18 protein-coding genes are annotated in these 20,549 nt (G+C 65.8%); 6 read left to right on the top strand and 12 right to left on the bottom strand.

Annotation, left to right across the window (positions count from 1 at the left end; genetic code table 11):
• Positions 1–5: 5 nt before the first annotated feature.
• The 4 genes from H4V99_RS04550 to H4V99_RS04535 all read right to left on the bottom strand — a co-directional run bounded on the left by H4V99_RS04550 (position 6) and on the right by H4V99_RS04535 (position 4,773).
• A complete protein-coding gene (locus H4V99_RS04550) occupies positions 6–3,632 on the bottom strand; it encodes a DUF3376 domain-containing protein (RefSeq protein ID WP_280675922.1) in 3,627 nt (1,208 codons plus the stop codon).
• 80 nt (positions 3,633–3,712) lie between these two features.
• A complete protein-coding gene (locus tag H4V99_RS04545) occupies positions 3,713–4,057 on the bottom strand; it encodes a type II toxin-antitoxin system PemK/MazF family toxin (RefSeq protein ID WP_280675920.1) in 345 nt (114 codons plus the stop codon).
• Positions 4,051–4,299 (bottom strand): CopG family transcriptional regulator, encoded by a 249-nt coding sequence (locus tag H4V99_RS04540; protein WP_280675918.1) that lies wholly within the window; start codon positions 4,297–4,299, stop codon positions 4,051–4,053. Before H4V99_RS04540 ends, H4V99_RS04545 begins: the two co-directional genes overlap by 7 nt.
• Before the next feature lie 78 nt (positions 4,300–4,377).
• Positions 4,378–4,773: a twin-arginine translocase TatA/TatE family subunit gene (locus tag H4V99_RS04535; protein ID WP_280679949.1), complete on the bottom strand. Its 396-nt coding sequence runs from the start codon at positions 4,771–4,773 to the stop codon at positions 4,378–4,380.
• Positions 4,774–4,859: 86 nt separating this feature from the next.
• Between H4V99_RS04535 and H4V99_RS04530 the strand changes: the two genes are divergently transcribed.
• A complete protein-coding gene (locus tag H4V99_RS04530; protein ID WP_280675916.1) occupies positions 4,860–5,492 on the top strand; it encodes a class I SAM-dependent methyltransferase in 633 nt (210 codons plus the stop codon).
• Positions 5,493–5,581: 89 nt separating this feature from the next.
• Here H4V99_RS04530 and H4V99_RS04525 read toward each other — a convergent pair whose 3' ends face one another.
• The 3 genes from H4V99_RS04525 to dapE form a co-directional block, all read right to left on the bottom strand.
• On the bottom strand, positions 5,582–5,758 hold the full coding sequence (locus H4V99_RS04525; protein WP_280675914.1) for a DUF3117 domain-containing protein: 177 nt from the start codon (positions 5,756–5,758) through the stop codon (positions 5,582–5,584).
• Positions 5,759–5,841: 83 nt separating this feature from the next.
• Positions 5,842–7,056, bottom strand: coding sequence for a hypothetical protein (locus H4V99_RS04520; RefSeq protein WP_280675912.1), 1,215 nt, complete (start codon positions 7,054–7,056; stop codon positions 5,842–5,844).
• Positions 7,057–7,079: 23 nt separating this feature from the next.
• Complete coding sequence (gene dapE, locus H4V99_RS04515; protein WP_280675910.1) at positions 7,080–8,195, bottom strand: succinyl-diaminopimelate desuccinylase; 1,116 nt, start codon at positions 8,193–8,195, stop codon at positions 7,080–7,082.
• A gap of 17 nt (positions 8,196–8,212) precedes the next feature.
• Between dapE and dapD the strand changes: the two genes are divergently transcribed.
• Together dapD and H4V99_RS04505 are read left to right on the top strand one after the other, a co-directional pair.
• Positions 8,213–9,190, top strand: a complete 978-nt coding sequence (gene dapD / locus H4V99_RS04510) for a 2,3,4,5-tetrahydropyridine-2,6-dicarboxylate N-succinyltransferase (RefSeq protein WP_280675908.1) — start codon at positions 8,213–8,215, stop codon at positions 9,188–9,190.
• Positions 9,191–9,310: 120 nt separating this feature from the next.
• On the top strand, positions 9,311–11,911 hold the full coding sequence (locus tag H4V99_RS04505) for a penicillin acylase family protein (RefSeq protein ID WP_280675906.1): 2,601 nt from the start codon (positions 9,311–9,313) through the stop codon (positions 11,909–11,911).
• A 15-nt stretch (positions 11,912–11,926) separates the two neighbouring features.
• Here the strand turns inward: H4V99_RS04505 and H4V99_RS04500 are convergent, their stop codons facing one another.
• The 4 genes from H4V99_RS04500 to H4V99_RS04485 all read right to left on the bottom strand — a co-directional run bounded on the left by H4V99_RS04500 (position 11,927) and on the right by H4V99_RS04485 (position 15,911).
• Complete coding sequence (locus tag H4V99_RS04500) at positions 11,927–13,234, bottom strand: citrate synthase (RefSeq protein ID WP_280679946.1); 1,308 nt, start codon at positions 13,232–13,234, stop codon at positions 11,927–11,929.
• Positions 13,235–13,453: 219 nt separating this feature from the next.
• Complete coding sequence (gene dapC / locus H4V99_RS04495) at positions 13,454–14,554, bottom strand: succinyldiaminopimelate transaminase (RefSeq protein WP_280675904.1); 1,101 nt, start codon at positions 14,552–14,554, stop codon at positions 13,454–13,456.
• A 6-nt stretch (positions 14,555–14,560) separates the two neighbouring features.
• Positions 14,561–14,884 (bottom strand): ferredoxin, encoded by a 324-nt coding sequence (gene fdxA / locus H4V99_RS04490; RefSeq protein ID WP_280675903.1) that lies wholly within the window; start codon positions 14,882–14,884, stop codon positions 14,561–14,563.
• A gap of 94 nt (positions 14,885–14,978) precedes the next feature.
• Entirely contained in the window at positions 14,979–15,911 is a 933-nt protein-coding gene (locus H4V99_RS04485; protein WP_280675901.1) for a DUF6113 family protein, read from the bottom strand.
• Between the two features lie 143 nt (positions 15,912–16,054).
• Here H4V99_RS04485 and efeU point away from each other — a divergent pair, with 143 nt between their 5' ends.
• From efeU to efeB, 3 genes are all read left to right on the top strand, one after another.
• On the top strand, positions 16,055–16,912 hold the full coding sequence (gene efeU, locus H4V99_RS04480; protein WP_280675899.1) for an iron uptake transporter permease EfeU: 858 nt from the start codon (positions 16,055–16,057) through the stop codon (positions 16,910–16,912).
• A 32-nt stretch (positions 16,913–16,944) separates the two neighbouring features.
• Complete coding sequence (efeO, locus tag H4V99_RS04475; RefSeq protein WP_280675898.1) at positions 16,945–18,120, top strand: iron uptake system protein EfeO; 1,176 nt, start codon at positions 16,945–16,947, stop codon at positions 18,118–18,120.
• A 203-nt stretch (positions 18,121–18,323) separates the two neighbouring features.
• Positions 18,324–19,574: an iron uptake transporter deferrochelatase/peroxidase subunit gene (gene efeB, locus H4V99_RS04470; RefSeq protein WP_280679944.1), complete on the top strand. Its 1,251-nt coding sequence runs from the start codon at positions 18,324–18,326 to the stop codon at positions 19,572–19,574.
• Between the two features lie 495 nt (positions 19,575–20,069).
• Here the strand turns inward: efeB and H4V99_RS04465 are convergent, their stop codons facing one another.
• Entirely contained in the window at positions 20,070–20,498 is a 429-nt protein-coding gene (locus tag H4V99_RS04465) for a hypothetical protein (protein ID WP_280675897.1), read from the bottom strand.
• Between the last annotated feature and the right edge of the window lie 51 nt (positions 20,499–20,549).

Raw genomic sequence — 20,549 nt, 5'->3', positions numbered from 1 at the left:
TGACCCTACCTTTCTGTCACGCGGCGCGTGAGATCTCGCGGTTCGTACTGTGGCAACCAGGCCAGAAGGTCGGGGAGCCACCACTGAACGGTACCGCTCACGATGAGCGCGCTCGTGACCGCCACGGTGGAGAGCGCGAGGGACTCCGACCAGCCGGCATTGCCGAGGAGCGCGGCCGCGACCAGCCACGCGGCTCCCCCGGCGGCGCTTGCCTGCACCACCCACGACACAAACCCCACCACGCTCGTGAGCCCGGCCCGCGGCTCGGCGGCGTGCCAGCCCGCCTGCCACCCCCAGTTCACCACGAGGGAAATCAGCAGGGCGCTGGCGCCCACGAGCAGCGCGCCCGGCTGCCCGGTGACCTCGGCGACCCAGCCACCCACAGCTCGGGAGTTGAGCGGAACAATCAGCAGCACGAGCAGCCCGGTAACCCCCAGCACACTGTCGCGCAGCAGGTACCCGTTGGTCTGCGGCAGCGCGCCTACCCGAGCGGCCACGTTCACCAGCGCGCCGCAGCCGGCCAGCACGAGCACAATCGCCGCGGAGGTATCGATTGTTCCGGGATACGCCAGCAGCGCCGCCACCACATAGGCCGTGCCACCCAGCAGACCCACCACGAACCAGAAAATGGCCAGCCGGTGCTGCCGTCGCACCTCCGTAATGCGCTCGAGGCCAGCGGATGCGTCCAACTCGGCCACGATGTCGATGATCGTTGCCCACTGGGTGAACTCCCGTACGCTGCGAAAAACGGCCAGCGCGCCGCACAGTAACGCCGGGAATACCAGCACGATCCACGGCAGTGCGGCCGCAGTGGAGACGGTCACCGGCGCGGCGGCACTCGAGGAGACCGCGAGGGCGGCACCCAGCACGGCAGCCACTGCGAGCGCCCGCGGCAGGTCGAGTGCCACCGGGAGGAGCACGCCCACGGGTCTCAGTATCCAGTTGAGCACGTGCATCCACACCGGGCTCCCCCATCGGGTGAGAGACCGCGATGCCACCCGCACGGTGTGGGAGCCCACCGCCATGCGGTAGCCGGGCTCCAGATTGCCGAGGGAATCGGCACCACGAGCGAGGGCCGCCCGAATCTCGTCGGGGGTGCGCGCCACCCCGGGAGCGCTGCGGCTCACCGGCGCCCAGTCCTGGTGCGCCTCCGCCTGCAACAGAATATGGTCCTGAACCTCTGTCACGGGATCAGACCCCACCGGCACGTCGGGAGGGAGCGGCGCGTCCCGGGGCAGGTCTCGCAGAAACCGCACCAGACCAGCTCCGGCGTCCAAACGTCCCCACCACCAGTCGTTCAGTCGCCAGTCTGCACTGAGAAACCCGGAAAGGTTGAACAGGGTCCCCCCGGTGAGTTTGGAGTCGGGTCGAAGCACCGTGTCGCTGAGAAGGGCGTCGATCACCGGCGGTTGGAGCTGACTGACCGGCAACGCGAGGGCGGTTCGGAGGCCCTCACGCAGCTGCGCGCGCAGCAGCGTCACGTAGGCTGCGCGCTGCGCCGGCTGTTCGTCGGCCGAGACACTCCAGAAGTCCAGGGTGAGCAGAGGTTCACGAATTCCGCGGGCGGCCGTGAACGCGCACGTGTCGAGGACTCGAAGTCCAGGCCGCGCCGACAGTCCGCGCCACGGTGACTGCTCCCACTCCGCGCTTGCCGCAATCGCCGGGTTCACGGAGGGCACGCGCTGCAGCAGGGTCACCACGCGGTCAAGCAGCGCAAATGCCACCGGTGCTGGCCCCTGCTGCAGCCACTCGGTGCGCACGGTTTCGGCGATCAGTGCGGCGCTCACGCCCTCCGGCAGCGCCGTCACGGCGGCCACCACCCGCGCGAGAACATGGTCTCTCTCCTGCTCCGCACTCTCGAGCACCGCGTAGACGGCGAGGCGCATCGCTCCGACGGTGGCGTAGTCCGGGCAGTCGAGGTCGATGCCGGTGTGGGCGGTCTGCTCGAACTGAGCACGTTCCAGAGACTGGATCCAGGCCAGCACGTTGAGCGCGGCCTGGTGGCGCGCCTCCGGCCCGGAACACACCGGGCCATCCCGCACTTCTTGCTCTGTGCCCTGGGCCGCTTGCGCAGCGTAGTCAGCTTGCAGTTCGCCCTCCAAAGCGGTGAGTTCGCGCAGTTGACGGGCTACCACCACGGCCCTGGTAGGCAGGTCGGTGCCCAACTGCCACACGGCCGGGTCACGCAGCACGCGCATGAGCAGGTCGAGATCGGTCGATGCCCGGTACCGCACCCAGGTACGCAGCGCCATCTCGGTACCCACGAGAGTGAGGTCAGAAACCAGAACGGCCAGGCCCTGATCGCGGCCCTGCGCCAAAATCAGGTCCCGCCGAAAATCGTCGAGACTTTCCGCCTCTTCGTCTCCGGATTCTCGGCCAAAAGCGATGGCGACCGCGCCGCCCATCACGTTGAGCACAAGCGAGAGACGATCGGTGCGCGGGGGCTGCCGGGCGGCGAGGTCCGTCGACGGCAGTTGCCCGGCAAACGGCTCGGGCACATACGGCCGGATCGACAACGGTCCCTCCGGATTCAGGTAAATTAATGCCCGCCGCGAATGTACGTCGGAGGGCATGGCGCGTATTGCCCGATAGGCCCGGTCAATGGGTATGTTGTCGGTCAGCCCGCCATCGATCACCCGGAACGGTGCCGTAATCTCGTTCCGGTGCGCGTGAAAAGCGAAGCTCATATCGATGTGATCGCTGGCGTTCTGCTCCCTCGCGCTGGCCACCGACGAGATGAGCGCGGGTTCAAATCCACCGGGAACGGATGACGTGGCTCGCGCCGCATAGGCCAACCGCGCAAGGCTCTCCACCTGCGTGTCCGATCCCCACGACGGGATGGCTCGCCCATGCTCCTTGTGCAGCGCCTGCTGCTCGGCCTGCTGAGTCTGGCCGGCATCCGGGGTATGCGCGGCACCGACGAAGTGAAAGTGTCCTCGACCCTCTCGGGTACCGCGGTCGGGCCCGTCTTCGCGATCGAGCACCGTGGCCGAGAGATCCACCACAATGCGGTCGGCTCGGTGCGCGCTGCTCCCTGCTGTGGCGTGGGGGTCGTAGTAGCCGGCGAGGGCGTCATTCAGGGTGCTGGCAAAGTACTCGTCGCCGCGCAGCGGAGCGAGAACGGGCCGCAGCCCCGCTTTCTGGAGCAACCGCCAGATTGCGCCTCCGGCAACCCAGGTATGCAACACCTCGTCGGGAGCCGTGCCGGTGCGCTGCGCGGCGGCATAGGTCACGGCGTTCACGCCCCCGGCGCTGGCTCCCGCCATCACATCCACTTCCACCCGGTCAAAGCCGCGCCCCGCAAGCAGACGGGCGTAGATTCCCGCCCGGGCCACTACGTGAGCATCAAGAACATGATCGGGCGTGGTGGACCCGGGGTCGGCCACGAGTAGGTAGGCAGCGATACCCCGTGGCTCACGCACCATCCGAAGGCGGCGGAGAATATCGATTTCGGCCACGGTTCCGCCGATCCAGACGCCGAGGCTGACGCCCCCGCGCATGGCCAGTGCGAGGCGGAGGGTGCGATCGAAGGGGCGGGTCTGACCGGCGTCGAACGGTGTGGGTACCAGCACGGGCACCGGGTCGGTCTCCGGCAGGCACAGTCTCACCGCGAAGCCCGCCGGTTCGGTCATCTGCCACCCGATTCTCTGGAGTGTTCTTAGTTGACCCGCAGCCTATCGTCCGCCTCCGACACCCGCCAGAGCGCGCTTGCCTAGAGGTTGAGCACTCCGCGTAGACCCCGGTCGACATCAGCGAGGAGACCGTCGGGGATGTGCCCGGCGTATTCACTGAGATCCGTTTTGTTCACGGTGACCAGCGCAGTGACGTTGATAACCGAGTCCTGAGGCAGGCTCGTGGCGGTCGACGGAAGAAACACGTTCCCTGGCATTGCTGCCAGTGAGGTGTTTGTGGTGATGACAACGACGAGAACCGTGGCTAACCTACTCTCGTTGTACGCCGCGGATTGCACTACGAGAACCGGTCGCCGATAGGCCGGACGGCTGCCGTTGGCCTCTCCCAGATCTGCCCAGTAGAGAGCTCCGCGCTCGATCACCACTCGGTGGCGTCCAGACGAAGTATGCGGTGCCCGGCCGCGACTGCAGCACTGGTGGAGTCATCGACCTCATCGATCTGGGCCAGGGCCGCATTGATCTGCGCCGTGACCGAATGGGAATCCAACTCGTCAAGATAATTCGTGGCTGCTCTTGCGAAGAACTCCGACCGGCTCATTCCGAGATCGCTCGCTCGGCGAGACGCGCGCTCGAAGATGGCATCGGGGAGGGAAATCGCGGTCTTCATACCCGAGAGTATAACAAGGTTATACCGCAAGCTAAAGTGCTCTGTGCACCAGAGCCGGGCGTGAGCCCTGACGGTGTTTTAGGTGGCCTCGGTGTCGAAGGGGGCACGCGTCACCGACGACGGGGTGCGGGGGCCCAGGGAACTGAGCGCCGCGGTACCCAGCAGTGACGCGGCGGCTGGGCTCGCGCGGGACAGGGTGGCGGATTGTTCCTTAAGCGGCGTTTCCTCGGTGAGGGCTTCCCGAATGATGCGACGCGGGTCATACTGGCGCGGATCGAGTTTCTTCCAGTCGAGTTCATCGAACTCCGGGCCCATCTCGTCTCGGATGCGGTCCTTGGCCCCGTTGGCCATGTCGCGCAACTGCCGCACCAAGCGGCCGAGTTGAGCCGCGTAGAGCGGCAATTTATCGGGTCCGAGCAGGAAGACGGCGATGATCCCAATGATGAGGATCTTCTCAAACGTCAAACCAAACATAACCCCAGAATATCGCTCGGCGAGGCATCCACCGACCACGTCGTCTGCGGCCATAGTCTTGATCTATTCATCAACTGGAGTGCACCGTGTCTGACATCGTATTGAACTGGAAATTCTCCGACGACTCTGTCGTGGAGCCCGAAGCTGTGGCGAAGGCCCGACAGCAGTCTCTGGAGCTCGGAATCGACGCGATTGCGCCGTCCGTCGGTGCCCAGGCGGCCGTGCTGGCCGCCGCAACCGGTGCGCGCAGCATGCTCGAGGTGGGCACGGGAGCGGGCGTCTCCGGGCTGTGGCTTCTCACCGGCGCACCCGGGGCCATGCTCACCTCGATAGACACCGAGGTTGACCACCTGCAGCACGCCAAGGCCAATTTTCTCGAAGCCAAAATACCCGCCAACCGGGTACGCCTCATCACCGGTAAAGCCGGCGATGTGTTGCCGCGCATGAACGAGAACTCCTACGACATTGTCTTCATCGATGCCGACCCGCAGTCGGTCATCGAGTACGTAGAACACGGCCTGCGCCTCGCCCGGCCCGGCGGAACCGTGCTGGTAGCTCACGCGCTCTGGCGTGGCCGCGTGGCCGATCCGGCGAAGCGCGACGACGTGGCGACGGGCTTTCGCACGCTGCTCTCCGAGATCGCCTCGTCGAACGCTGTGATCAGCGCCCTGTCCCCCGTCGGTGACGGGCTGCTTCAGATCACTAAGCTTCGCGCCTGAGCGCGAGCTGTCACACAACCACGAAACGGCTGCACGGTCCTGGTAACAGGATCGGACAGCCGTTTTCGGTGTGGCTCGTAAGAGTGAGGTTATTTGACCGCACTGACGACACCGGCGAGTGCGTCGTGAAGTTCCTTGGCCTCGGCGTCGTTCACAGAGACGACAAGTCGGCCTCCACCTTCGAGCGGAACACGCACGATGATGAGGCGTCCCTCCTTTACAGCCTCCATTGGCCCGTCTCCGGTCCGTGGCTTCATGGCAGCCATGAACTCCCCTTCCATTCGTCTTTGTATCCCTATTATCGACCATTTGGGCCCGAGACGTAAATTCGCCTCGTCACAGACGCCACTTATGGCGGGGTCCAATCCATTCCGTCGACCCCCCAGCAGATCAACAGCCAGCCCCACTGTGCGGCGATAAACAGCATGACCACAGCAATTCGGTAGACCGGGCTGCGGGGCACGGCCACCGCTCCCAGCAGCGGAAACAGGGGCATCAGCAGCCGGAATGTACTCGACTGCGGAAAGAACACGGCGAGCAGGTAGAGCGCGTAGCTGGCCACCCAGAACCGCAGGTCCACGCCGAGACGGCGCACCGCGGGGGTGAACATGAACAGCGTGAAAACAACGATAATGGCGACGACAACAACGATGCCCCGCGGTGAACCGAGCCACCACACGCCGCTCTGAAACCACGCAGCAAACGGCACGAGCTCCTGATAACCGATGTACGGCGCCCGCCACGCGAGTTCGGTGTCGGTGTAGGCGGTGATGCTTCCGGTGACGATCCAGGCGATGATGGGCCACGCTAGCCCCATCACCCCGCTGAAGAGGGCGATGGACACCGCGAGCAGTCGTTGCCTCGTGCTGAATGGGTCCGTGGCGCGGGTAACGAATCGGTAGATCACGTGCAGGCCCAGGGCGAGGGCGAACGCGAGTCCGCTCGGTCGGGTGAGGGCCATCACCGCAATCACCGGAAACAGCAACGCGTAGCGGCGCTCCAGCAGCAGGGTGAGTGCCAGCGTGAGAAAGAACAGGTACATCGATTCGGCGTACCCGAACTGCAGCAGGGGCGAGAGCGGTGCGACGCAGAACAACACCACCGAAAACAGTGCGGTTGAGGAGTCGAGCACCCGGTTCATCAGCCGGTAAAACAGCAGTGCGGTGCCGAGGCTGAAGGCCACCGACACGAAAACGGCAACCGGCGCCCAGTCCGCACCGGTGAGCACCATGAGCGACCGTGCCACGATCGGGTAGCCCGGCATGAACGCCCACGCGTTCTCGCTGATCTGTCCGGTGTCGGTGAGCGGCAGCACCGACGGGTACCCACTGACGGCCACAATGTTGTACCAACGGCCGTCCCACATGTTGGCAAAGTCCACGTAGTTGGGGTTGGCGCCGGTCCACGCGTTGGCGCCCTGTACGCGAGCGAGCAGCAAAATCAGCGTCGTCGTCACCACCCGGGACAGCGCCCAGATCACCAGAACGCGAGCCCACCAGGGGGTGAGCCGGTAGCGCGCCCGCCAGCCGGGCGGCATCCGCTGTGCCACGGCGTGTGGGCTCACCCTGCGCGTTCCCCGAGGCCGAATCAGCGAACGGATGCGTTCAGCCACGAACGCAGGCCCGTTTCGCAGGCGGTGATCTGGTCCACGGCCACCCGCTCGTCGTCGGCGTGCGCCTTGAGCGGGTCACCCGGGCCGTAGTTGACGGCGGGAACGCCGAGTGCGGAAAAGCGGGCCACGTCGGTCCAGCCATACTTGGGCATGGCCTCGCCTCCAACGGCGTGGAGAAACTGCTGCGCGAGCGGGGCATCAAGCCCCGGACGCGCGCCCTCGGCACGGTCGACGACGGTCACGTCGTAGCCGGCGAAGAGGTCGCGCAGGTGCTCCTCGGCCTCGTCGGCGGTGCGGCTGGGCGCAAACCGGTAGTTGACGTGCACCATGCACTCGTCGGGAATCACGTTGCCGGCGATGCCGCCGCTGATACCCACGGCGTTGAGCCCTTCACGATAGACGAGCCCCTCAACCTCCACCTGGCGCGGCTCATACGCGGCCAGCAGGGCGAGGATGGGCGCGGCCTTGTGGATGGCGTTTTCGCCCACCCAGGCGCGTGCGGAGTGGGCGCGCAGCCCAAAGGTGCGCACCTCCACGCGCAGGTTGCCGTTACAGCCGCCCTCGATCCGGCTGTTGGTGGGTTCACCCAGAATGGCGAAGTCTCCCACGAAGAGATCGGGGCGGTTGCGGGCCAGCCGGCCGAGGCCGTTGAGCGCATCGGCCACTTCCTCGTGGTCGTACCACATCCATGTCACGTCGACTCCGGGCTCCACGAGCTCGGCGGCGAGCTTCAGCTGCACGGCCACGCCGGCCTTCATATCAACGGTGCCGCGGCCCCAGAGGTAGTCCACGCCGTCGATCGTCTCGAACCGGGTGGAGAGGTTGTTGTTGAGCGGCACGGTGTCGATGTGGCCGGCAATCACCACCCGCTGGTCGCGGCCGAGGTTCGTGCGGGCTACAACGGTGTCGCCGTCCCGAATAATTTCCAGGTGCTCGAAACCGGTCAGAGCGAGTTGGATCGCGTCGGCGAGCGCCGTCTCGTTGCCGGACACCGACTCGATGTCGCAGATCTGCTGGGTGAGCGCGATGCTTGAGCCCGTGAGGTCAAGGATTACGGCGGTTGACACAGGATTCGAAGGCGTTGAAGTCACTCTACTAATCTAGAGGAATGGTTACCCCCGAGTCAGATTCTGTGTCCCCCGCCCACGCCTGGGGCTATGGTCTTGCCACGGTCACCGCCGACGGAGTGGTGCTCGACACCTGGTTCCCGTCCCCTCAGCTCGGCGAGCTGCCGGCCAACCGTGACCGCTGGATTGTTCCGGCCGAGCTGTGCGAGGCCGCCGGCCCCGACCCGCGTCGCGCGGTGCGACTGGAGGCCGTCACGGTGCAGATCGATCTGCAGTCCCCGCCCACCGAAACGAGCGACGCCTACCTGCGCCTGCACCTGCTCTCGCATCTGCTCGTGGCTCCCAACACCATCAACCTCGACGGCATCTTTGGCCACCTACCCTCCGTGGTGTGGACCAACGCCGGCCCCATCGCCCCGGCCGACTTTGAGCGCCTGCGCCCCCAGCTGCAGCGCGCCGGAATCTCGGCCACCGGGCTCGACAAGTTTCCCCCGCTGCTCAACTATGTCGTTCCGACCGGAGTGCGCATAGCGGATGCCTCCCGCGTGCGTCTCGGCGCCCACCTCGCGCCCGGCACCACGGTGATGCACGAAGGTTTCGTCAACTTCAACGCCGGCACCCTCGGCTCCTCCATGGTGGAGGGCCGCATCTCCCAGGGCGTCGTCGTGAGCGCCGGCACCGACATCGGCGGCGGCGCATCCATTATGGGGACCCTCTCCGGTGGTGGAACCCAGCGCGTCTCGATCGGCGCCCGGGCGCTGCTCGGCGCGAACTCGGGTGTGGGTATTGCCATCGGCGATGACACGGTCGTGGAGGCCGGCCTCTACGTGACGGCCGGCACCAAGGTTGTTCTCGTGGGCGAACCGCACGGCACCGACGGGCAGCCGCGCACGGTGAAGGCCGTCGAGCTCAGCGGCGTGCCGAACCTGCTCTTTCGCCGCAATTCCGTGTCCGGTGCCGTTGAGGTACTGGCCCGCAGTGGTTCCGGCATCGTGCTGAACGAAGCCCTGCACGCCTGACACGGCCCCGCACACGCGTCCCCTCCGCGGCGAGACCGAGTAGCATCCACCTAAGCCAATCGCACACTCTTCTGCGAGAACAAACCGGCACGAATGCACCTGTAGTCACAAGGGAGTGATGTGGGCACCGACGCACCCCGCAGTACCCGGCACCGCCGACTGCGACGCCTGTTCGCGGGCCTGGGCGTGCTCCTCACCGTGATGCTCGTCGTGGCCGGGCTCGGAGTGTGGACGGTGACGCGCTCCTTTCCCACGCTGTCGGGCGAGGTGGCAATAGCCGGGTTGCAGGAACCGGTCACGGTGCTGCGGGACGAGGCCGGGATTCCCCAGATCACGGCGTCGACGGCGAGCGACCTGTTCATGGCCGAGGGGTACGTGCACGCGCAGGACCGGTTCTGGGAGATGGATTTTCGCCGGCACGTGACGGCTGGCCGGCTGTCGGAGCTGTTCGGGGAGAGCCAGGTGGGTACGGATACCTTTGTGCGCACGCTCGGCTGGCGCGCCGTGGCGGAGGCGGAGGTGGCACTGCTCGACCCGGAGACGCTCGGCTATTTTCAGTCCTACGCCGACGGGGTCAACGCCTACCTGAAGACGCACCGGGGAGCGGACGTGGCGGTGGAGTACGCGGTTCTGGCCCTGCAGAACCCGGGCTACGAACCGGAGCCGTGGACTCCGGCCGACTCCGTGGCCTGGCTCAAAGCCATGGCGTGGGACCTGCGCTCCAACCTCGTGGACGAGATCGACCGCGCTCAACTGGCCACGGCCCTCGATTCCACGCAAATCTCCGAGCTGTATCCGGCCTACCCCTACGACTCTCACCCCACCATCGTGGGCGGCCCACCGGCGGCCACCACGGCGGCCACCACATCGACCGACACCGGTGCAGCGGATGCGCCGGCAACCGTTTTCGCCGCCAGCGCCGGTTACGCCAGTGCCCTCGCGTCGCTGCAATCGTCGCTGGAATCGGTGCCGGAGCTGCTGGGGCCCGCCGGTGGTGACATCGGCTCCAACTCGTGGGTGGTGGCCGGAAACCTCACCGACACCGGCAAACCTCTGCTCGCCAACGACCCACACCTCGGGCCGGCCCTGCCCTCGGTGTGGTACCAGGTGGGGCTGCGCTGCAGCACGGTGAGTGCGGAGTGCCCCTTCGACGTGGCCGGGTACAGTTTTTCTGGGCTGCCGGGTGTGGTCATCGGGCATAATGCGCGTGTGGCCTGGGGCTTCACGAATCTTGGCCCCGATGTGGCCGACCTCTACCTGGAGCGGGTCACCGGCGACACCTACGAATACGACGGGGCGCAGAAACCACTGCTGGTGCGCAGCGAAAAGATCACGGTAGCCGGCGGCCCGTCCGTAAAAATCACCATTCGGGCCACCGAGCACGGGCCCATCGTGAGCGGACTAACCGGAACGGAATTCCCCGGCATCGCCACTGACTACCCCGCGGCGGCAGGGCTCGCCGCCGATCCGGCCACGGTTGATCCGGCCGTCACCACCGAGCTCTCGCTGCAGTGGACGGCCCTCACGCCGGGCCGCACAGCATCCGCTATTTTCGCCCTCAACCGGGCTACCAACTGGGACACCTTTCGCGCGGCCGCAGCGAACTTTGATGTTCCGTCGCAGAACCTCGTGTACGCCGACGTGGACGGCAACATTGGGTACCAGGCGCCCGGCATCATTCCCATTCGCGTCACCGGCAATGGCACCGTGCCGGTACCCGGGTGGACGAGCCAGTACGGCTGGAGCGGCTACATTCCCTTTGACGAGCTGCCTCAGGTGTTCAATCCCCCGAGCGGATACATTGTGGCCGCCAATAACGCGGCCGTCGGCCCCGACTACCCCTACCTCCTCACCGCCGATTGGGATCGGGGGTATCGGGCTGACCGCATCACACAGCACCTCACCACCCTGATCGACGCCGGAACGCCGCTCACGGTGAACCTCATGAGCGAGATTCAGGCCGACAACTACAGCGCCATTGCCGCGGCCCTCGTTCCGGCGCTGCAAGCGATTGCAGTCACGGGACAGGCCGCCGACGCACAGCAGCTCTTCGAGGGCTGGGACTTCACCGTGGCGGCCGACAGCGCGGCAGCCGGCTACTTCAACCTCGTGTGGCACACCCTACTCTCGGAGGTTTTCGACGACACCCTGCCGGACGGCACCGAAATGACCGGCAGTGCCCGCTCGTTTGCTGTCGTCACGCAGCTCCTCGCCGATCCCTCCTCACCGTGGTGGACCAACAAGCGCCTCGGCACGGTGAACCAGGCCGGCATGCTCAAGCGCGTGCTGGAGGACGCGGCAGCCGAGGGAGCCACGCGCATGGGGAACGACGTGTCTACCTGGGACTGGGGACGCATCCACACGTTGGTGCTCACGAATCAAAGCCTCGGAAAATCGGGCGTCGCGCCCATCGAGTGGCTGCTCAACCGCGGCCCCTACGAGCTCGGTGGCGGCTCCTCGGTGGTCAACGCTCAGGGCTCAGACGCCAGCGTGGGCTTCGAGGTGGACTGGGTACCGTCGATGCGGCAGGTGATCAGTCTCGGAGACTTCGACCAGTCCACGTGGATCAACCTCACCGGGGCATCCGGTCACGCGTTTCACCGCAACTACGTCGATCAGACGCCGCTGTGGCAAAACCACGAAACCCGGCCGTGGGCGTTCACGCCGATAGCACTGAAAACAGCCGCAACCCACACGCTGCAGCTCACCCCCACCCGGTAAACCGGGCCCGAGCGCCTAGCGCTGCGGGTAGTCGCGGGCGGCGGAGCCCACGTACAGCTGCTGCGGGCGGCCGATCTTGGTGGACGGATCCTCGTTCATCTCGCGCCAGTGCGCCACCCAGCCGGGCAGACGCCCGATGGCAAACAGCACCGTGAACATGCGCGTGGGGAAGCCCATGGCCTTGTAGATGACGCCGGTGTAGAAGTCCACGTTGGGGTAGAGCTTGCGTTCCTTGAAGTAGTCGTCGTTGAGCGCGAGGTTCTCGAGTTCCTGCGCAATGTCGAGAAGGTCGTCCTTGATCCCCAGGGCGGCCAGCACCTCGTGGGCGCTCTCCTTCACGAGAGTGGCACGCGGGTCGAAGTTCTTGTACACGCGGTGACCGAAGCCCATGAGCTTCACGCCCTGCTCCTTGTTCTTCACCCGCTCAACGTACTTTTCCACACCCTCACCGGAGGCCTTGATATCACCGAGCATCGTCAGCACGGCCTCGTTGGCTCCGCCGTGCAGCGGGCCGAAGAGAGCGTTGATGCCGGAGGAGACCGAAGCAAACAGGTTGGCGTTTGTGGAGCCCACGAGGCGCACGGTGGAGGTGGACGCGTTCTGCTCGTGGTCTTCGTGCAGCATCAGCAGACGTTCAAGCGCCTGGCTCACCACCGGGTTGACGACATACGGCTCGGCCATGTTGCCAAAGTTGAGTCGCAGAAAATTATCGACGAAGCTCAGGGAGTTGTCGGGGTAGAGAAAAGCCTGACCCACGCTCTTCTTGTGGGCGTACGCGGCCATCACCGGAAGCTTGGCCAGCAAGCGGATGGTGGAAATCTCCACCTGCTCCGGGTCCTTGGGGTCAAGCGAGTCCTGGTAGAACGTCGACAGCGCCGACACGCCCGACGCCAGCACGCTCATGGGGTGGGCCTTGTGCGGCAGCGAGTCGAAGAAGCGGCGCATATCTTCGTGCAGCAGGGTGTGACGACGGATGCGATCGTCAAAGTTTTCCAGTTCGAGTTGCGTGGGCAGCTCGCCGTAAATGAGCAGCCAGGCGGTCTCGAGAAAGCTCGAGTTCTTCGCGATCTGCTCGATCGGATACCCGCGATAGCGCAGGATCCCCTGATCGCCGTCGATGTAGGTGATCGCGGACCGCGTCGCTGCGGTGTTCACGAAGCCATAGTCGATGGTGGTGAGGCTAGTCTTCTTCGTGAGGGTCGAGATATCGATGCTTGACGGGCCATCGATACTCTTCACGATCGGAAACTCGGCCGTGCCCCCCGGGTACGTCAGAGTGGCCGTCTGCGGTTCAGCAGACTTCTGCTCTGTTTCGCTGGATATCGTTTGCTGCGCGACGTTGGTCACGGAGCCTCCCTGAGTCTCGCTGCTTGTGGTGCCGGTCGTTGACCAGACACGTAGAGCGCCCGGCAAACTCGTTCGGACTACAGCTTAAGGGTCTCGACCACCTACTGTTGCATCCGCTAAGACTTCGGGGGTTTCATTGGTGATGTTCCACAGGCATACCCGGGAGCGTGTCGAGGCCGCACGACGACCGTCGCGTTACGGGTTCAGCCGTGCTGCGGCGGCCGCAATCCGCTCGTCCGGTGCGGTCAGAGAGAAGCGCACGTGCTGGGCAAAGAAGTCCCCATAGAACGGACCGGGGCCGGCGAGAATACCCTGATCGGCCAATCGAGCAATGGAGTCCCAGGCGTCTCGACCCTCGGTTGCCCAGAGATAGAGACCCGCCTCGCTGTGGTCGATGCGAAAGCCCGCCTGTTCGAGCGCTGGACGAAGCACGGACCGTCGGGCACGGTAGCGCTCCCGCTGCACGGCCACGTGCTCATCGTCGCCGAGCGCGGCGATCATGGCGGCTTGCAGGGGCGCCGGCAGCATGAGTCCGGCATGCTTGCGCACGGTGAGCAGGCGGGCGAGTACGTCGGGGTCACCCGCAGCGAAGGCCGCACGGTACCCCGCCATATTCGACTGCTTGCTCAGCGAGTAGATGGCGATCACGTTGGTGAGGGAGCCGTCGATCACTCGAGGGTCAAGGATGCTCGGGATCGGTTCGGTGTCCCACGGCGCGTCCCAGCCGAGTTCGGCGTAGCACTCATCACTCACGATGAGAGCACCGAGCTCGCGGGCGCGCAGCACGGCGGCACGCAGTTCGGCCACGCTCAACACCCGACCGTCCGGGTTTCCCGGGCTGTTCAGCCACACGAGTTTTGTGGTGTCCGGCCACTCCCCCGGATCGTCGGAGGCCAACGCGTTGGCTCCGGCAATGGCGGCACCAATGGCGTAGGTGGGATAAGCGGCACGAGGGTGCACGATCGTGTCTCCCTCACCCAGCCCCACCATGAAGGGCATCAGCGCGACCAGTTCCTTCGAACCGATCGTCGGCAAAACATTCTTCTCGCTCAGATTCAGCACACCGCGACGGCGCTCGTACCAGGATGCGATCGCGCGCTGCAGTTCCGGGGTGCCAGCGGTTTGCGGGTACGCGTGGGCATCCGTTGCGGCGGCCAGCGCCTGGCGGATGACCTCCGGGGTCGCGTCCGCCGGGGAACCAATCGAGAGGTCGACGATGCCGTCGGCGTGAGCACGAGCCCGCGCGGCAAAGGGAACCATCAGGTCCCACGGGTAGTCGGGCAGCGTGGTGAGCACGAGTGCTTAGTGCTGAACCTGAGGAGGAAGAACAGAGATCACGGGGTGATCCTTCGCAATCACGCCCACCTTGGCCGCACCACCGGGGGAACCGATGTCGTCGAAGAATTCCACGTTGGCCTTGTAGTAGTCGGCCCACTGCTCAGGCAGATCGTCCTCGTAGTAGATGGCCTCAACGGGGCACACCGGTTCGCAGGCTCCGCAGTCGACACACTCGTCGGGGTGAATGTAGAGCGATCGCTCGCCCTCGTAGATGCAGTCCACCGGGCACTCATCAATGCAGGCACGGTCTTTAACATCGACGCACGGTAGAGCAATCACATACGTCACTTGGTTGGGGTCCCTTCGAGAGCAGGGCTTCAGTCTACGACGGTTGACCCGGTTGGCTGAAGTCGAGACGGTGCTCCCGGGCGGGTCCCGCGCACTACCTGCGAACGGGGATTCGTGGCCAGGACAGGATCAGAGCGGCCACGAGTGCCGGAATAATCGTCCAGAGCGTGCCGGTGACACCGGCCGGGACAAGCACTGATCCGCCGGTGCCGCGCAGGGAGAGCACAAAGATGGTGACCAGCAGGCCGGTTGCGCAAAAGAGCACCATCGTTCGGCTTCTGAGCACCAGCCGAAGCCCGAGGAGCAGTGCTGTGCTGGCCACGAGGGCAAGGATCAGACCGAGGGGGAAGATCATCGGGCCCAGGTTCACCGTCGCCTGGTGGGCGAGCGTTCCCAGAATGCCGAAGGCCACCCCGGCCACCACCCCCGTCACGGCCGCGAGTGCTCTGCCAAGGAGAGTGGGCGGTGGCTCGGGGGCCGGATCCACCCGCGGCGCGTCAAGGCGAGCATAGGCTTCGCTGCCGCTCACCGTCACTGCCGCGCCCTCCACGGGGGTGAGCGTGTGATCGTCCACGCTCCAGCGCGTGGGATAGTGCGTGAGTGCCGCCAGCTTCTGCGAGAGCTGGTCACTCACGTCAATGGCCACCAGACGTCCCTGAGCAGCGTCGGCAACCCGCCTGGCGAGAAAAACGGGTAGTCCGGCGGCGTGCGCCACGCGGATCACGTTTTGGCGCAGGTCGTCTGTGACGGCGCCCAGCACCACAGCGGTGGCCCAGTGATTGGCCACCAGGTCGGTCAGTGCCTCTGCCGAGGCAGGACCGCTGGGCAGCACGCGCCACTCCGGTGACCCCAGCTCCGCCAGAGCCGCCTCCACGACGTGAGCGTCGGCGGCATCCGCTTCAAACACCACGAGGGAGTGCGCGTCGTCGTGGTGCAAGCGGGCCAGCGTACCCCCGGTGAGCCAGGACTCATCGCCCGGACGACCGTGGATAAACACGACGCGTTCCGCACTGCCGGACATGACCATGAGACTCCACTTATTCGCGCACAGGAAACAATTTCACCTTCACAAATCATAACTAGACATGACCGGGCACCACGGCTAGAGTCGAAAATGTAAGGTTAGCCTTACCAACATTTTGCTTCTTCATTTCGACTTTTGGACGTGACGTGCTCGGAAATTACCTGATCGGTCTGCGCGAGGGGCTGGAAGCCGCTCTGATCGTCACTATCCTGGTGGCCTACCTCGTGAAGATCGACCGAAAAGACGTCCTGCCGCGCATTTGGCTCGGCGTTGGCCTGGCCGTGCTGCTCGCGCTGGGCATCGGTGCACTGCTCACCTTTGGCACCTACGGCCTGTCTTTCACGGCACAGGAGATCATTGGGGGCACCCTCTCCATCGTGGCCACGGGCCTGGTCACCTGGATGGTGTTCTGGATGCTGCGCACCGCACGCGACCTCAAGGGCCACCTGCAGGGCAACATCGATCGTTACCTCGTGGGCTCCGGCCTCGGCCTGGTCTTCGTGGCATTCCTCTCCGTGGGGCGTGAGGGTATAGAAACAGCGGTCTTCCTCTGGGCCGCCGTTCAGGCCACCGGATCGAGCGCCCTGCCGCTGCTCGGCGCAGCACTGGGCATCCTCACCGCGGTCGCACTGGGATGGCTTATCTACTCGGGCATGCTGCGCATCAACCTGTCCCGATTCTTCACCTGGACCGGCGCGGTCCTGATCATCGTCGCCGCCGGGGTGCTCTCCTATGGCGTGCACGACCTGCAGGAGGCCGGCGTTCTGCCCGGGCTCAACGCTCTCGCGTTCAACGTGAGCGCCATCATTCCGCCGAGCAGCTGGTATGGCACCCTGCTCAAGGGCACCCTCAACTTCTCCCCGGCCACCACCTGGTTGGAACTCACGGCCTGGCTGGCCTACGTCATTCCCACTCTCTCCCTCTTCATTGCGAAGAGCCGTGGCGGCCGCCCCCAGCCCGTCGCCACCGTTCAGCCCGCACCGACTCCCGCCCTCGTCGGCTAAGCCCGACCGCCACTCTCTCTCGAAAGACACTCATGCGTGCTTCCCTTCCTCACCGCGCCCTTGGCGTCCTCTCGATCGCCGCCGTCGCCACTCTCGCGCTCAGCGGATGCGTCGCCAACGCCCCCGAGACCACCCAGGAAAAACTCACGGTCACCAGCTCCGCCACGGAATGCACGGTCTCCGCGAACACCGCGCCCGCCGGAACCGTGAGCTTTGCGGTCACCAACTCCGGCGATGCGGTGACGGAGTTCTACCTTCTCGGTTCTGACAAGCTGAGTATTAAGGGCGAGGCCGAGAACATCGGCCCGGGTCTGAGCCGCGATCTCGTCGTGCAGCTCACTCCGGGTACCTACTACACCGCCTGCAAGCCGGGCATGACCGGTGACGGCGTGGGCACGGCCGAGTTCACGGTGACCGAGTCCGACGCGGCCGGAGTTCCAGACGCCGACCTCGCTGCTCAAATTGACACGGCCAACATCAACTACGCCTCCTATGTGAAGGACCAGGTTGACCAGCTCACCGCCGGGACGGCCTTGTTCGCTGCGGCGTACGTGGCCGCCGACGATGACACGGCCCGCGCGCTCTACGCGCCCACGCGGGCGCACTGGGAGCGAGTGGAGACCATTGCCGAGTCGTTCGGCGACCTTGACCCCAAGCTTGATCTGCGCGAAGCGGACCTGGAAGAGGGCCAGGAATGGACCGGTTGGCACGCGATCGAGAAGGATCTGTGGCCCACCGACGCCGAGGCCGGCTTTGTGGCTTACAGCCCCGAGCAACGCGAGCGTCTCGCCGACCTGCTCGTGACCGACACGGACACGCTCGACTCCAAAGTGCAGAACCTCAGCTTCACGCTGGCCCAGCAGACCAACGGAGCCATCGGCCTGCTCGATGAGGTCGCAACGGGCAAGGTGACCGGTGAGGAAGAATTCTGGTCGCACACCGACCTCTGGGATTTTCAGGCGAACATTGATGGCGCCGCGGTGCTCTATTCTGGTGTGCGCGATCTCCTCGTCACCGAGGATCCTGACCTCGCGACCAGCCTCGATACGGAGTTCGCCGCGCTGCAGACCCTGCTCGATGCCCAGCGCGTCGGTGACGGATTCACCCTCTACACCGATCTCACACCCGCCGAGATCCGTGCACTTGCGGACCAGGTGAACGCTCTGGCCGAGCCGCTCAACCACCTCACCGCCGCCCTCGTGCTGTGATCGGTCGCATCCGCGCGGCCCGCCTGGCCCGTGCGAACGCGCGCACGTCCGCTGCGGCCTCGCAGGCACCACCCGCTACCACTCCCGCCGGCACTCCGCTCGGGTCCTCCACGGGACCCCCCTCCGGCACCCCGCAGGTCACATCCGCGCGGGCTCCCGCTTCGCACGGTCTCCCGTCCGGTGAGGCTCCGGCGGCGCGCGGCATCTCTCGGCGTGGCCTGCTCGGCCTCGCCGGTGCCAGCGCGGCCGGCATCGGCCTCGGTATCGCGGGCGACCGCGTTGTGGCGACAGCTGTCGGGGCCTCGACGAGCGGCGACTCAGCCCAGTACCCGTTCTATGGAACACATCAGGCCGGCATCGTCACGCCCGCCCAGGACCGTCTGCATTTTGCCGCGTTCGACCTCGGCGCCGATGCCACCCGCGCCGAACTCATCGGCCTGCTCCAGGACTGGACGATTGCGGCAGCCGCCATGACCGCCGGCGCGGACGTGGGCGAATTCGGTTCCATCAGCGGTCCCTACGACGCTCCCCCGCAGGACACCGGCGAGGCGCAGGGTCTCCCACCCGCCGGACTCACCATCACCTTCGGTTTTGGTGCCAGCCTGTTCGAGACAGCAGATGGCGTCGATCGCTTTGGCATCAACGCTCGCCGCCCCGCAGACCTCGCGGCGCTCCCCCACTTTCCCGGCGATGCCCTCGAGGCCGCTTTCAGCGACGGCGATCTCTGCATTCAGGCCTGCGCCAACGACCCGCAGGTAGCCGTGCACGCCATTCGCAACCTGTCGCGGATCGCGTTCGGACGTGCGGTCATCCGCTGGTCTCAGCTCGGTTTCGGGCGCACCTCCAGCACCAGCACGAGCCAGGCCACCCCGCGCAACCTCTTCGGGTTCAAAGATGGCACCGCCAACATCAAGGCCGAACAACCGGCTGCGGTGGCCGAGCACGTGTGGGTACCCAGCAGCGACGGACAGTCCTGGCTCGCGGGTGGCTCCTATCTCGTGGCCCGACGCATCCGCATGACCATTGAAACGTGGGATCGCTCGATTCTGCGCGAACAGGAAACCGTCTTCGGCCGCACGAAGGGTGCCGGAGCGCCACTGTCTGGGGGGACCGAGTTCACCGAACCCGATTTCACGGTCACCGGCGGCGAGGGACAGCCGCTCATCTCCGCGACCTCGCACGTGAGCCTGGCGCATCCGGCCCACAACGGTGGGAGTCAGCTGCTGCGCCGCGGTTACAACTTTGTGGACGGCAACGACAGCCTCGGGCGGCTCGACGCCGGACTGTTCTTCATCAGCTTCCAACGATCGCCGGCGCAGTTCACCACGGTGCAAACCAACCTTGCCCGGCACGACGCCTTGAACGAGTACATCAAGCACGTGGGGAGCGCGCTCTTCGTCGTTCCTCCCGGGGCCAGGGCGGGCAGCTACGTGGGCGCGCCGCTCTTCGCCTGACGCCCTGGTCGCGAGCTTGCGAGCAGTCGAAACCCCGCGAGCCGCTCCTCAAAGCCGGCTCACCAGGTCTCGAGACGCCGGCGAAGAACATGCCGGCTCCTCGACCAGCGAGACTGGCCTCGCGACGGTCCACCAAGCGTGACCGCCACCAATATCGGGGACCGCCACGGTAACGGGCGTAGCGGCCACCGACTTCAGGTGCGGTCATCCCCCACAACCGGCGCGTCCACCGAAAGCGGGCGCGCCCATGTTCGCCGCTGGTTGAGCGCGAGCGTGCGAGCAGTCGAAACCCCGCGAGCCAATCCTCGAAGTCGGCTCACCAGGTCTCGAGACGCGCGCGAAGCGCATGCGCGCTCCTCGACCAGCGAGGCTTTCGCTGGTTGAGCGCGAGCTTGCGAGCAGTCGAAACCCCGCGAGCCACTCCATGGGTCTCGAGACGCCGGCGAAGAACGTGCCGGCTCCTCGACCAGCGAGAGGGGACGGGGGCGAGGGCTGCTAGAGCAGGGTGACCGTGTAGAGCACGCCGTCGCTGTTGCCGACGACGACCACCCGGTACGCGTCATTCTTCATGGCCACCGCACCCGCCTCGCCGTTGGACGCACTGGTGTCCGTGACGAAACCGGCCTCTTCAAGCTGGGTACGGGCCTCGGTCAGCGGGTCAGCCGATGCCGTCTTAATCGTGACAACCCAGCCCGACTGCCCACTCGCCGCGTTACCGGCGCCGAAGAGAATCTCGCCGTCAATGACCGGAACCTCGCTCGGCCATCCATCGGGGAGTTCGCCGCCGAGGTTCACCTGGCCGCCGGTGGCCTCTTTCACGGTGCCATTCACGACATTGCCAATCGACGCGCATCCGCTCAGAGCGCCCGTTGCCCCCAGGGCGAGAACGAGGGACAGAGTGAGGGCACGCGTTGAGAGCTTCATACAATGATTCTCCCCCAGAATCCGCACCCCGGATACGACACAACCCGCAGC

Source organism: Cryobacterium sp. CG_9.6, assembly GCF_029893365.1.
Classification (GTDB): Bacteria; Actinomycetota; Actinomycetes; order Actinomycetales; family Microbacteriaceae; genus Cryobacterium.
The sequence above is the reverse complement of the archived record's forward strand: the minus strand, read 5'-3'. Positions and strand labels throughout refer to the sequence as shown.

Coding starts and splice junctions, on each gene's coding strand:
- H4V99_RS04550 (WP_280675922.1), bottom strand. CDS start 3,632: ATGACCGAACCGGCGGGCTTCGCGGTGAGACTGTGCCTGCCGGAGACC.
- H4V99_RS04540 (WP_280675918.1), bottom strand. CDS start 4,299: ATGAAGACCGCGATTTCCCTCCCCGATGCCATCTTCGAGCGCGCGTCT.
- H4V99_RS04535 (WP_280679949.1), bottom strand. CDS start 4,773: ATGTTTGGTTTGACGTTTGAGAAGATCCTCATCATTGGGATCATCGCC.
- H4V99_RS04525 (WP_280675914.1), bottom strand. CDS start 5,758: ATGGCTGCCATGAAGCCACGGACCGGAGACGGGCCAATGGAGGCTGTA.
- dapD (WP_280675908.1), top strand. CDS start 8,213: ATGGTTACCCCCGAGTCAGATTCTGTGTCCCCCGCCCACGCCTGGGGC.
- H4V99_RS04485 (WP_280675901.1), bottom strand. CDS start 15,911: ATGGTCATGTCCGGCAGTGCGGAACGCGTCGTGTTTATCCACGGTCGT.
- efeO (WP_280675898.1), top strand. CDS start 16,945: ATGCGTGCTTCCCTTCCTCACCGCGCCCTTGGCGTCCTCTCGATCGCC.
- H4V99_RS04465 (WP_280675897.1), bottom strand. CDS start 20,498: ATGAAGCTCTCAACGCGTGCCCTCACTCTGTCCCTCGTTCTCGCCCTG.